A 12,557-nucleotide genomic window follows, 5' to 3' on the forward strand; every position below is an offset into this window, starting at 1 on the left:
CGCATCAGGTTACAAGATTGGCAGTCTAACACCTCTGTCGGCCCCACTGACGGCGCCAGCGCCATCGCACACAGACAGCATACGAGTCATTCTCGATACGTTTCATGATGCTCCGGGTTGAACTCAGCGAAAATGCCCTTATCTTAGAAACGCCCCCGCCAAAGCGCTGTGCCAGCATCGTGGAAATCCACCACTTTCCTCACCATCGTTTCCGGGTAGAATGCTCGTTCGCATGCGGCCCAAGGGCTGCACGGGCGACTCATGGGGCCGCCCTCCATCCCTACGTGTGGAAGATCCTGCCGATATGTTTGCGCCTTTGTTAAAGAAACTTTTTGGAAGCAAGAACGAGCGTGAAGTCAAACGCATGCTCAAGACGGTGAACATCGTCAATGCCTTCGAAGAGAAAATGGTCGCCCTCTCCGATGAGCAACTGCGCGCCAAAACCGCAGAGTTCAAGGAGCGTCTGGCCAAAGGCGAGACACTGGACCAACTGCTGCCTGAAGCCTTCGCCGTGGCCCGTGAAGCCGGCAAGCGGGTGATGGGCATGCGCCACTTCGATGTGCAGCTGATCGGCGGCATGACCCTGCACGAGGGCATGATCGCAGAAATGCGCACCGGTGAAGGCAAGACCTTGGTCGGTACCCTGGCCGTTTACCTCAACGCCCTTTCCGGCAAAGGGGTGCACGTGGTCACGGTCAACGACTACCTGGCCCGCCGCGACGCCAACTGGATGCGCCCTCTGTACGAATTCCTCGGTCTGTCCGTAGGCATCGTCTCGGCCTTCCAGCCACCAGAGGAAAAGCGCGCTGCGTATGCCTCCGATATCACCTACGGCACCAACAACGAGTTCGGTTTCGACTACCTGCGCGACAACATGGCTTTCAGCCTGGAAGAGAAATTCCAGCGTGAACTGAATTTCGCCGTGATCGACGAAGTCGACTCGATCCTCATCGACGAAGCCCGTACGCCGCTGATCATCTCCGGCCAGGCAGAAGACAGCTCCAAGCTGTACATCGAGATCAACCGCCTGATCCCGCGCCTGACCCAGCACATCGAAGAAGTCGAAGGCCAGGTCACCCAGGAAGGCCATTTCTCCATCGACGAGAAGAGCCGCCAGGTCGAGCTCAACGAAGCCGGTCACCAGTTCATCGAAGAGATGCTCACCCAGTCCGGCCTGCTGGCTGAGGGCGAGAGCCTCTACTCGTCGCACAACCTGGGCCTGCTGACTCATGTCTATGCCGGCCTGCGTGCGCACAAACTGTTCCACCGCAATGTCGAGTACATCGTTCAGGACGGTCAGGTCCTGCTGATCGACGAGCACACCGGCCGTACCATGCCTGGCCGTCGTCTGTCCGAAGGCCTGCACCAGGCCATCGAGGCGAAAGAGAACCTGAACATCCAGGCCGAGAGCCAGACCCTGGCTTCGACCACCTTCCAGAATTATTTCCGTCTGTACACCAAGCTGTCCGGCATGACCGGTACCGCCGACACCGAAGCGTTCGAGTTCCAGTCGATCTACGGCCTCAACGTGATGGTGATTCCGCCGAACAAGCCGCTGGCGCGTAAGGACTTCAACGACCTGGTGTACCTGACCGCGGACGAGAAGTACGCCGCGATCATTGCCGACATCAAAGAAAGCATGACCCAGGGCCGTCCGGTTCTGGTGGGTACTGCGACCATTGAAACCTCCGAGCACATGTCGAACCTGCTGAAGCAGGAAGGCATCGAGCACAAGGTCCTGAACGCCAAGTACCACGAAAAGGAAGCCGAGATCATCGCGCAAGCGGGGGCTCCGGGTGCACTGACCATCGCTACCAACATGGCCGGTCGTGGTACCGACATTCTTCTGGGCGGTAACTGGGAAGCCGAAGTGGCTGCCCTGGAGAACCCAAGCCCCGAGCAGATCGCCCAGATCAAGGCCGACTGGCAGAAGCGTCACCAGCAGGTGATCGAGTCCGGTGGCCTGCACGTGATCGCCTCCGAGCGCCACGAATCGCGCCGTATCGACAACCAGCTGCGTGGCCGTTCCGGCCGTCAGGGCGACCCGGGTTCAAGCCGTTTCTACCTGTCGCTGGAAGACAGCCTGATGCGTATCTTCGCCTCCGATCGGGTGAAGAACTTCATGAAAGCACTGGGCATGCAGTCCGGTGAGGCCATCGAACACCGCATGGTCACCAACGCCATCGAAAAGGCGCAGCGCAAGGTCGAAGGGCGCAACTTCGATATTCGTAAGCAACTGCTCGAATACGATGACGTGGCCAACGAACAGCGCAAGGTGATCTACCACATGCGCAACAGCCTGCTGGCTGCCGAAAACATCGGTGACACCATCGCCGAGTTCCGTCAGGAAGTGCTCGATGCCACCATCAGCCAGCACATCCCGCCGCAGTCGCTGCCCGAACAGTGGGACGTTGCCGGCCTGGAGGCTTCGCTGGCCAGCGACTTCGCCATCAAGCTGCCTATCCAGCAGTGGCTCGACGAGGACGATCACCTCTACGAGGAGACCCTGCGCGAGAAGCTGCTGAAGGAAATCACCGACGCCTACAACGAGAAGGAAGACCAGGCCGGCATCGACGCCCTGCGCACCTTCGAGAAGCAGATCCTGCTGCGCGTGCTGGACGACCTGTGGAAAGACCACCTGTCGACCATGGACCACCTGCGCCACGGCATTCACCTGCGTGGTTACGCGCAGAAGAACCCGAAGCAGGAATACAAGCGCGAATCCTTCACCCTGTTCCAGGAATTGCTCGAGTCGATCAAGCGCGACACCATCCGCGTGCTGTCGCACGTTCAGGTACGCCGCGAAGACCCGGTCGAAGAAGAGGCCCGCCTGCGCCGCGAAGCCGAAGAACTGGCCAGCCGCATGCAGTTCCAGCACGCCCCTGCGCCAGGCCTTGAGAGCGAGCAACTGAGTGAAGAAGGTGCCGAAGTGGCAGTCGCCGTTGCCCCGGTGCGCAACGATCAGAAGCTGGGCCGCAACGAGCCGTGCTGGTGTGGTTCGGGCAAGAAGTTCAAGCATTGCCATGGTCAGATCGAGTGATCTGAACAGACGTTTGTAAAAGCCTGGGGCCGCATTGCGGCCCTTTCGCGACACAAGGCCGCTCTCACATATCGCGCTCGCCCACCGGTTGGCGCGGTCCCTGTAGGAGCGGCCTTGTGCCGCGAATGGGGCGCGAAGCGGCCCCGCTCTTTCCTCATCACTTCACCGTTTTTCTAGGAGCGCTCTAATGGCTGTTGGTCTTGGTCCTTTGCCCACCCTGCACCCGGTTCCGGGTTTTGAACTCGGCATCGCTTCTGCCGGCATCAAGCGCCCAGGGCGCAAGGATGTGGTGGTCATGCGCTGCGCCGAGGGCTCCAGCGTGGCAGGCGTGTTCACCCTCAACGCCTTTTGCGCAGCACCGGTGATCCTTGCCAAGCAACGCGTTCAGGGCACTGTGCGTTACTTGCTGACCAACACTGGCAACGCCAACGCGGGCACCGGCGCGCCGGGGCTGGCCGCCGCTGAGCGCACTTGCGCCAAGCTTGCGGAGCTGACCGGCGTGCCTGCCGAGTCGGTGTTGCCATTCTCCACCGGTGTGATCGGTGAGCCGCTGCCGGTCGAAAAGATCGAAGGTGCCCTGCAGGCCGCTTTGGACAACCTGTCGGAAAACAACTGGGCTGAAGCCGCCACCGGCATCATGACCACCGACACCCTGCCCAAGGGCGCCAGCCGCCAGTTCCAGCACGAAGGCGTGACCGTCACCGTTACCGGTATCAGCAAAGGCGCCGGCATGATCCGCCCGAACATGGCCACCATGCTCGGCTACATCGCTACCGACGCCAAAGTTGCCCCGGCCGTGCTCAAGGACCTGATGCTCGACGGCGCCAACAAGTCGTTCAACCGCATCACCATCGATGGCGACACCTCGACCAACGACTGCTGCATGCTGATCGCCACCGGCAAAGCGGGCCTGCCGGAAGTCACCGAGGCCAGCGGCGCGCTGTTCGAAGCGCTGAAGAAGGCGGTGTTCGAAGTGTGCATGGAAGTGGCCCAGGCCATCGTCCGTGACGGCGAAGGCGCTACCAAGTTCGTGACCGTGCAGGTCAATGGCGGTGGCAACCATCAGGAGTGCCTGGATGTCGGTTACGCTGTCGCTCACTCGCCGCTGATCAAGACCGCGCTGTTCGCCTCCGACCCGAACTGGGGCCGTATCCTTGCTGCCGTAGGGCGCGCTGGGGTGCCTGCGCTGGATGTAAGCCTGATCGATGTGTACCTCGACAATGTGTGTATCGCCAGCAAAGGCGGCCGCAGCCCGAGTTATACCGAAGAGCAGGGCTCGGCAGTGATGGCTCAGGAAGAGATCACCATCCGTATCGAGCTGGGCCGTGGCCAGTGCAGCGAAACCATCTGGACCACCGACCTGTCCCACGAGTACGTGAAGATCAACGCCGAATACCGTACCTGATCCAATGGCCTGATCGCCGAAAAGCCTGCTCGCAGCCACCTGTGGAAGCCGGCTTGCCGGCGATGGGCTGCACAGCAGCCCCAAGGCCACCGACATTGCCACATCATCGGAGCCGACCCATGAGCTATCACCTGATCATCGGCGACAAGCTGTATTCTTCCTGGTCGCTACGCGGCGCCCTGGCCCTTGAGCTGGCCGGAGTTCCCTACGAAGAAACCCTGATCAAACTCAACCAGCCCGACACCCGTCAGCGTATTCTCGCGTTCTCCTCCACCGGCAAGGTGCCGCTGCTCAAGACCGAGCACGGGGTGATCGCCGACTCCCTGGCCATCGCTGAATACCTTAACGAGCGCCACCCCGAGGCCCACTTGTGGCCTGTCGATGTGGCAGCCCGTGCCCAGGCCCGTTCGGCCTGTGCGCAGATGCACAGCGGTTTCTTCGCCCTGCGTGGCGCCATGCCCTTCGATCTGTCCCGTGACGAAGCGCTGGAAAACATCCCGCTGGATGTGCAAGTGGATATCGACCGTATCGTCGCGCTGTGGTCCGAATGCCGCCTGGTGGCCAAGGACAGCGGCCCGTTCCTGTTCGGCAAGCCGACCCTGGCCGATGCCTTCTTCGCCCCGGTTGCCGTGCGCCTGCGTACTTACCGTGTAGAGGTGCCAGCGCAGGCTGCGAGCTATATCGAAACCATTTACCAATGGCCGGCCTTCAAGGCCTGGCAGCAAGCAGGCCTGGCGGAGCGTGAAGGGTGAAACGGATTCATGTAGCAGCAGCGGTGATTCGCGGTACAGACGGCCGCATCCTCATTGCCCGACGGGCCGACAGCCAGCATCAGGGTGGCCTGTGGGAATTCCCTGGCGGCAAGGTGGAGGAGGGCGAAAGCGTCGAAGCGGCGCTGGCTCGCGAGCTTCGCGAAGAGCTGGGTATCGAAGTGACCCGTTCACGGGCGCTTATCAAAGTCAGCCACGACTACCCGGACAAACAGGTGTTGCTCGATGTCCGTGAGGTCGAAGCGTTCACCGGTGAACCCCACGGGGCTGAAGGGCAGCCGCTGGCCTGGGTGTCGCCGAGGGAATTGCCACAGTATGAGTTCCCCGAGGCCAACAAGCCGATCGTGGCCGCCGCGCGCTTGCCCGATCAGTACCTGATCACCCCGGACGGCCTGGACGTGCCCGAGATGCTCAAGGGCATCCAGAAGGCTGTCGCCGCCGGCATCCGCCTGATCCAGTTGCGTGCGCCGGACATGTACGACCCCAAGTACCGCGATGTGGCGGTGGATGCGGTGGGGCTATGTGCGGGCAAGGCGCAATTGATGCTCAAGGGGCCGCTGGAGTGGTTGGGCGACTTCCCCGCGGCAGGCTGGCACCTGACGGCTGCGCAACTGCGCAAATACGCCGCCAAGGGCCGGCCTTTCCCTAAAGATCGTTGGCTGGCAGCGTCCTGTCACAGTGCTGAAGAGCTGGCACTGGCTGAGCAGATGGGTGTGGATTTCGTCACGCTCTCGCCAGTGCAGCTGACGCAGACGCATCCTGAGGCCTCGCCGCTGGGTTGGGATGAGGCTCAGCGCTTGATTGCCGGGTTCGGCAAGCCGGTGTTCCTGCTCGGTGGTGTTGGGCCAGGCGAGCGTGAGCGGGCCTGGCAAACCGGGGCGCAAGGTGTTGCCGGGATTCGGGCCTTTTGGCCTGAGGCCTGAGGCGGCCGTCGCAGGGGGCTGCCAGGCAGCCCCTTTGCGGTGTCAGCCTGCTGGCTTGTCCGCAGCCTGCCACAACACCTCGGCAACCCCCTGCCGCCGCCCGATGATCCGCGCCGCCACAAACAGCAGATCGGAAAGGCGATTGATATACGCCAGCGCCACGCCTTCCAGCGGCTCAACCGCATTCAGTTGCTGGCAGCGTCGTTCCGCACTGCGTGCCAGGCTTCGGCAGACGTGTGCTTGGGCGATCAGCGCCGATCCACTGGGCAGGATAAAGTTCGTCAAAGGCCCCAGTTCCTCGTTCCACCCATCGATGGCGGCCTCAAGCCGTTCCACCTCGGCCTCGTTCAGTGCCTTGTAACTGGGCATCGCCAGCTCGCCGCCCAGGTCGAACAGGCGGTGCTGGCATGGCGCCAGAACCTCGCTGACCTCCTCCAGACCTTGCTCTGCAAGGCCGGCCAGCAGCAGCCCAAGCTGGCTGTTAAGGCTGTCCACCTCGCCAATTGCCTCGATCCGCGGGTGGTCCTTGGGCACTCTGCGCCCATCGCCCAGGCCGGTTTCGCCTGTGTCACCGGTGCGGGTGTAAATCTTCGACAGGCGATAGCCCATGTCATGTCTCCGTCTGGTTCGGGGCCGCTGCCGACGGCTGGCCGAGGGGCAGGCGCAGGGTGAAGCAGGTGCCCTGGCCGGGCGTGGACTGCACTTCCATCTGCCCCTTGTGGTTATTGGTGATGATGAAGTAGGAAACCGACAAACCGAGCCCGGTGCCCTGGCCGATCTCCTTGGTGGTGAAGAAGGGCTCGAAGGTGCGCTTGCGGACCGCTTCGGGCATGCCGACGCCGTTGTCCTCGACCTGGATCTCGGCCCACGGCGGGCTGAGCCGGGTACGCAAGGTGATCCTTCCTGGCTCGCTGGGCTGAGGCCGTTGGTGGATGGCCTGGGCGGCATTCTTCAGCAGGTTCAGCAGCACTTGCTCCAGCTCGTTGGCGGTGCACGGCACCGGCCCCAGGTTGGGGTCGAACTGGCGGACAATGGCCTGGCCCTTGAAATCGAAACCGATGGTCAGGTCGAAGTCGTTACCGGCGATTTCCACGGCCTGGTCGATCAATGCCGGCAGGTCGCAGGGCGCCAGTTGGCGGTTGCTGCGGCGGCTGAAACTGAGCATATGGGTGACGATCTTGGCCGCCCGGGCGCCCGCCTGCTGAATGCCGTCGAGCAGTTGCGGTACCTCGCGGCTTTCCAGGTAGCGATTGACGCTGGGCAGGTCGATGCCCAGCTCGCTGGCTTGCTCCTGGTTGCGTGGCAGCTCCGGCGACAGTCGCCTGCGGATGTTCTGCACGTTGTGCAGGATCGCGCCCAGCGGGTTGTTGATTTCGTGTGCCATGCCGGCCGCCAGGCCACCGACCGAGAGCATCTTCTCCGATTGCACCATCATTTCCTCCAGCGACAGGCGCTGGGTGATGTCGTCGATGCGGATGACCACGCCGCGGCCGCCGCCGCCCATCAGCGGATAGAAGGTCAGGGCGTAGTGGCGCGTGTCTTCGCCTTTGGCCCAGGTGACCCGCTCGATCTTGGCGACACGGTGTTTTTCCACGGTTTCCTTGAGCTGCGGCAGGAACGGCTTGAGCGGCTCGAAAGCGATGAAGATCGGCTGGTTCAGCGCTTCGTCCAGCGGCGTGCCGGAGAGCACCGTGGCCTCGTGATTCCACTGGGTGACATAAAGCTGCTCGTCGAGGGCGATCAGCGCCGAGGGCATGGAGTCAATGATGCTGTTGAGATAGTTCTGAAAGCCCGTGAGCTTTTTCTCGATCTTGCTGCGCACCTGGACTTCCAGTTCCAGCTTGCGGTTGGTGTGGCGGGTTTCCTCGGCCAGGCCCTGGGCCTGATCGTAAGCGTCCTGGAATTCGTCGCGGGTGCGCTTGAGTTGCTGCTCGCGCGCCTCGATGCGCGAGAGCATGGTGTTGAAAGCGTCGGCGAGGCTGCCGATCTCATCGTCGTTGCCCCTTTTGGCACGCAGCGCGTAGCTTTCTTCACGGGTGACCTGGCGGCTGAGTTCTTCGAGCTGATTGATCGGCTGGGTGATCAGGCGTTTGATCTGCCGGGCGATGACCAGCCATAGCAGGATGCTGAACACCAGGATCGCCAGGCTGGCGCTCAGGGTGCCGGTGTAGAACGCGGTTGGCAGTTCGCTGCTGGCCACCAGCAGCAGGTGCGCGGGCGGGCTGGCATCACGGGGGATACGGATCAGTTGGGTGCTGCGAAATTCCATCAGGCGCCAGCCGTCGATGTTTCGATAGCGCTTGGGCAGGGCCAGCGGGTCGCCATGTTGCAATTGGGCCAACATGCGACCATCGCCACCATAGACCGCCGCAGCGCGCAGCGGCGTATAGCTGTCCAGCTCTTTGAGCAGCGCCGTGGCAGTGTCCTGGGATTCGCCGGCGCGTGCTGCCAGCTGAGGGTTGGCGACCAGGCGGCCGATGGTCTGCAACGCTTGCGGCGCCATGCTTTCCTGGGTGATCCAGTAGGCGGCGCTGATGAACGTCAGGTTGGCCACCAGCAGGATGGTCACCAGCAGTACCAGCAGGGCGGCCAGCAGCTTCTGCCCGACCGGGAGGTTTTCCAGGCGTTGGCGCAAGGTCATGGGCTAGGCAATGTCCGTATCCGGTTGAAAGGGCGCGTCAGGCGCTTGGCAAGCCACGTGCGCGCAGGTTATCGACCAGCCGCTGGTGCAGGCGTTCCAGCCCAGGTAGCACCATGCCATGGCGCGCGGCTGAGCGGCAGGCATGGCCAAGCAGGTAATGCACCTCGGTACGCCGGCCTGCGCGCACATCCTGATACATCGAAGAGTAGTTGGCTGACGTGGCGAGGATCACCCGTTGTACTTCTTCGCCCAGATTATCGGCAGCTTCGGGTTGGCCACACCGTCCCAGCAGCTCGCCGAGTTCGGCAATCAACCCATCGACTTCGCTCAGGTGCCCCAGCAGCCCGCCGTTCTGGCAGTCATGCAGCACGGTCAGCGGATTGATCGCGCAATTGAGCGCAAGCTTGCGCCACAGGCGGGTAAGTATGTCCACGGTCCATTCAGCCGGGATGCCAGCGTCATGGAGCTCGTCGAACCACTCTGGCGCCGCGGGGTTGGCCGGGTCGCCCAGCCAGTTGAAGCCGTGGCCGGCAAAGCGTACCCGCCAGTCGTCCTCGCGGAATGCGCCCTCGGTGCTGGAGGCGAAGATGCAGCGGGCCAGCGGTACCTGATCGGCGACTTCGTCCTGGCTGCCCAGCCCGTTCTGCAGCAGCACGATTTCCGCGCCAGCGGCCAGGCGCGGGGCCAGCCGTGCGATCGCAGGTGCTGCGTCGTAGGCCTTGCAAGCCACCAGCAGGCGGTGCACCGGCCCGTTGGTATCGGCTGTTTCGGCAGGGATCGCGTAATGATTGGCGTGGTCCTGTTCGACCAGCGTCAGGCCGCCAGCCTGTTCATAGGCCAGCAACCGCTGCCGATCGCGCAGAATCAGGCGCACCGCCTTGCCGGCACGTGCCAGTCGGCAAGCCCAGAGGGTGCCGAGGCTACCGGCGCCGAGAATATGCCAGGTGCTGCTCATCTGCGTTTCGCAACCCGTTATAATAAGCCCGCATTTTAACCTTCAAACCCCGACGCGCTCCATCTTCAGACCGAGCGCGCTTTTATTTTATGGAGAACAACCATGCCTTCGTTCGACGTGGTATCGGAACTGGACAAGCACGAAGTGCAGAACGCCGTCGAAAACGCCATCAAGGAGCTCGACCGTCGTTACGACCTCAAGGGCAAGGGCAGCTTCGAGTTCAAGGAAAAGGAACAGACCGTGCTGCTGACTGCCGAGGCTGAGTTCCAGCTCGAAGCGATGATCGAGATCCTGCGCCTGGCGCTGGTCAAGCGCAAGATCGACGTGAAATGCCTGGAAACCCAAGACGCCTACGCCTCGGGCAAGGAAATGAAGCAGGAGGCCAAGTTCCGCGAAGGCATCGACAAAGAGCTGGCCAAGAAGATCGTCGCCCACATCAAGGATGCCAAGCTCAAGGTCCAGGCTGCCATTCAGGGTGAGCAGGTGCGCGTGACCGGCAAGAAGCGTGATGACCTGCAAGAGGCCATTGCTGCCTTGCGTGCCAAAGAGTTCGACATGCCGCTGCAGTTCAACAACTTCCGCGACTGATCCTTGTTGCCAGGAACCCCGATGGCGCAATGATGTCCATGGGGGCCATGGCCGCTGAATTTTTCGCGGCCGGTTTTACCGTGTACTTGCCGTTCGGCATCAGGAGATGAACATGGATTTGAACGCTGAAGTCGATCAGCTGGTCCGCCAATCGCAGACCTGGATCCCTTTGATCATGGAGTACGGCAGCCGTGTGCTGCTGGCACTGCTGACCCTGGCGGTCGGCTGGTGGATCATCAACAAGGTCAGCGCCCGCCTGGGCAAACTGGTGGGTCTGCGTAACGCCGACCTGGCGCTGCAGGGCTTCATCAGCACCTTGGCCAACATCGTGCTGAAGGTGCTGCTGCTGGTCAGTGTGGCCTCGATGATCGGCATCGAAACCACCTCCTTCGTCGCTGCCATCGGTGCCGCCGGCCTGGCCATCGGCCTGGCCCTGCAGGGTAGCCTGGCGAACTTTGCCGGTGGCGTGCTGATCCTGATGTTCCGCCCGTTCCGCATCGGTGACTGGATCGAGGCGCAGGGTGTGGCGGGCACGGTGGACAGCATTCAGATCTTCCACACTGTGCTGCGCACCGGTGACAACAAGACAGTGATCATGCCTAACGGCAGCTTGTCCAACGGCATCATCACCAATACCAACCGCCAGCCGACGCGCAAGGTGGTGTTCGACGTAGGTGTGGATTACGAGGCTGACCTGCAGAAGGCGCGCAACGTATTGCTGGAGCTTGCGCAGGACCCTCGCGTGCTGCCCGACCCGGCGCCGCAGGCCGTGGTGGCGACCCTGGGTGACAGCTCTATCACCGTATCCTTGCGCCTGTGGACCAAGACCAGCGATTACTGGGATGTGCTGTTCATGCTCAATGAACATGCGCGTGATCGCTTGAAGGCCGAAGGAATCGACATTCCGTTCCCGCAGCGGGTGATTCGTGTGGTCCAGGAGCCTGCCGCGCAGTAACGCTGAGGTTGCACCATGGGGGCCGCTGTGCGGCCCAATCGCCGGCAAGCCGGCTCTAACAGGTATGCACTGCGCCTGATGCTTGCAGTGGGCCTGGAGGAGCCGGCTTGCCGGCGATTGGGGCGCGCAGCGGCCCCTTGTATTTACACTTGTTCACAGCCAAGCCGCGTCATTTCTGGCATATAGCCTGACCCCACCTGCCTCTGCACCGATACCCCACCATGAAACCATTGCTGTACATCACCCCTCTCAGAGCCCTGTTGTTCGGCCTGACCCTGGCCCTGTTCGAACTGCTGACCTACCTGGCCAGCGACGCCGTCATGCCAGCCATGCCGGTGGTGGTCGACCATCTGAACGCCAGCCCCGAATACATCCCGCACGCGTTGAACCTGTACCTGCTCGGTGGTGTGGTGCTGCAGTGGCTGATCGGCCCGCTGGCTGACCGTTATGGTCGTCGCCCACTGCTGCTGGCCGGTTGCGCGCTCTTTGGTGCGGCTTGCCTGGCCACCTTTTGGGTGCAGGACATTGGCCTTTTCAACCTGCTGCGGCTAGTGCAAGGCATCGGCCTGGGCTTTGTGGTGACGGTAAGCTACCCGGCCCTGAACGAAGCGTTCAGCGAGGCCGATGCGGTACGGATGATGGCGTTGCTGGCCAATATTGCCTTGCTGTCGCCACTGCTCGGCCCGCTGGTGGGTACCCTGATGTTGCAATGGCTGGACTGGCGCTGGCTGTTCGTGGCGTTCGCCGTTGGCGCTGTGTTGGTGTGGGGGCTGCTGTACCGCTTGATGCCCGAGACCTTGGGCGTGGAGCGGCGCGACGGCTCACGCCTGGCGTTCACGCCGATCCACCTGCTGCCGCTACTGGCGGGCTATGGCCAGCTGCTGGCCAACCGGCGTTTCGTCGCCGGCAGCGCGGCGTTGGGCCTGGTGGGCCTGCCGCTGATCGGCTGGATCGGCCTGTCACCGGTATTGCTGATCCACGACGAGGGGCTCAGCACGATGGAATACGCCCTGTGGCAGTTGCCAGTATTCGGTGGGCTGATCCTGGGCAACCTGATCATCAACCGCATCGCTGACCGCTATCCGCTGCCGGCGCTGGTGCGCGGTGCGCTGTGGCCATACCTGGCAGGTTTGTGCCTGATGGTGCTTGCCACCTGGTACTGGCCCACCGTGACCAGCGTGGTGGCGGGCATGTCGCTGTATGCGTTGGGCCTGGGCGTGGCCAATGCGGTGCTGTACCGCATGACACTGTTCTCCAGCGATCAGAGCAAAGGCTTGGTG

General features: G+C 62.5%; 10 protein-coding genes. 7 read left to right on the forward strand and 3 right to left on the reverse strand.

Translation table 11 applies throughout. From position 1 onward, the window contains the following. Positions 1-304 precede the first annotated feature (304 nt). The 4 genes from secA (at position 305) to BLX42_RS03815 (ending at position 6,138) form a co-directional block, all read left to right on the forward strand. The gene (gene secA, locus BLX42_RS03800) at positions 305-3,040 is read left to right on the forward strand and encodes a preprotein translocase subunit SecA (protein ID WP_046784858.1); all 2,736 of its coding nucleotides are present in this window, start codon (positions 305-307) and stop codon (positions 3,038-3,040) included. Positions 3,041-3,227: 187 nt separating this feature from the next. Beyond that, on the forward strand, positions 3,228-4,445 hold the full coding sequence (gene argJ / locus BLX42_RS03805) for a bifunctional glutamate N-acetyltransferase/amino-acid acetyltransferase ArgJ (RefSeq protein ID WP_125923880.1): 1,218 nt from the start codon (positions 3,228-3,230) through the stop codon (positions 4,443-4,445). Positions 4,446-4,564: 119 nt separating this feature from the next. Beyond that, positions 4,565-5,197, forward strand: coding sequence for a glutathione S-transferase family protein (locus BLX42_RS03810; protein WP_046784860.1), 633 nt, complete (start codon positions 4,565-4,567; stop codon positions 5,195-5,197). After that, entirely contained in the window at positions 5,194-6,138 is a 945-nt protein-coding gene (locus BLX42_RS03815; RefSeq protein ID WP_125923881.1) for a Nudix family hydrolase, read from the forward strand. Before BLX42_RS03810 ends, BLX42_RS03815 begins: the two co-directional genes overlap by 4 nt. 42 nt (positions 6,139-6,180) lie before the next feature. Here BLX42_RS03815 and BLX42_RS03820 read toward each other — a convergent pair whose 3' ends face one another. From BLX42_RS03820 to BLX42_RS03830, 3 genes are read right to left on the reverse strand one after another with little or no spacing between them, the layout of a single operon-like run. Further along, entirely contained in the window at positions 6,181-6,747 is a 567-nt protein-coding gene (locus BLX42_RS03820) for a cob(I)yrinic acid a,c-diamide adenosyltransferase (RefSeq protein WP_161871182.1), read from the reverse strand. Position 6,748: 1 nt separating this feature from the next. Then, positions 6,749-8,779 carry an ATP-binding protein gene (locus BLX42_RS03825; RefSeq protein WP_046784863.1) on the reverse strand — a complete coding sequence of 677 codons (2,031 nt, stop codon included), beginning with the start codon at positions 8,777-8,779 and terminating at the stop codon, positions 6,749-6,751. A 37-nt stretch (positions 8,780-8,816) separates the two neighbouring features. Then, positions 8,817-9,734: a putative 2-dehydropantoate 2-reductase gene (locus BLX42_RS03830; RefSeq protein ID WP_125923882.1), complete on the reverse strand. Its 918-nt coding sequence runs from the start codon at positions 9,732-9,734 to the stop codon at positions 8,817-8,819. Positions 9,735-9,836: 102 nt separating this feature from the next. Between BLX42_RS03830 and BLX42_RS03835 the strand changes: the two genes are divergently transcribed. The 3 genes from BLX42_RS03835 to BLX42_RS03845 form a co-directional block, all read left to right on the forward strand. Beyond that, a complete protein-coding gene (locus tag BLX42_RS03835; RefSeq protein ID WP_046784865.1) occupies positions 9,837-10,322 on the forward strand; it encodes a YajQ family cyclic di-GMP-binding protein in 486 nt (161 codons plus the stop codon). A 112-nt stretch (positions 10,323-10,434) separates the two neighbouring features. Next, entirely contained in the window at positions 10,435-11,277 is an 843-nt protein-coding gene (locus BLX42_RS03840; protein ID WP_046784866.1) for a mechanosensitive ion channel family protein, read from the forward strand. 221 nt (positions 11,278-11,498) lie between these two features. Next, positions 11,499-12,557: MFS transporter (locus BLX42_RS03845; RefSeq protein WP_161871183.1), on the forward strand; the 1,059-nt coding region annotated here is incomplete at its 3' end.

This window comes from Pseudomonas sp. SG-MS2 (genome assembly GCF_009933855.1).
In the GTDB taxonomy this organism is placed as follows: Bacteria; Pseudomonadota; Gammaproteobacteria; order Pseudomonadales; family Pseudomonadaceae; genus Aquipseudomonas; species Aquipseudomonas putida_E.

What these genes read in the sequence shown, in the direction of transcription:
- secA (WP_046784858.1), top strand. Translation starts at nt 305, where the DNA reads ATGTTTGCGCCTTTGTTAAAGAAACTTTTTGGAAGCAAGAACGAGCGT.
- argJ (WP_125923880.1), top strand. Translation starts at nt 3,228, where the DNA reads ATGGCTGTTGGTCTTGGTCCTTTGCCCACCCTGCACCCGGTTCCGGGT.
- BLX42_RS03810 (WP_046784860.1), top strand. Translation starts at nt 4,565, where the DNA reads ATGAGCTATCACCTGATCATCGGCGACAAGCTGTATTCTTCCTGGTCG.
- BLX42_RS03820 (WP_161871182.1), bottom strand. Translation starts at nt 6,747, where the DNA reads ATGGGCTATCGCCTGTCGAAGATTTACACCCGCACCGGTGACACAGGC.
- BLX42_RS03825 (WP_046784863.1), bottom strand. Translation starts at nt 8,779, where the DNA reads ATGACCTTGCGCCAACGCCTGGAAAACCTCCCGGTCGGGCAGAAGCTG.
- BLX42_RS03830 (WP_125923882.1), bottom strand. Translation starts at nt 9,734, where the DNA reads ATGAGCAGCACCTGGCATATTCTCGGCGCCGGTAGCCTCGGCACCCTC.
- BLX42_RS03835 (WP_046784865.1), top strand. Translation starts at nt 9,837, where the DNA reads ATGCCTTCGTTCGACGTGGTATCGGAACTGGACAAGCACGAAGTGCAG.
- BLX42_RS03840 (WP_046784866.1), top strand. Translation starts at nt 10,435, where the DNA reads ATGGATTTGAACGCTGAAGTCGATCAGCTGGTCCGCCAATCGCAGACC.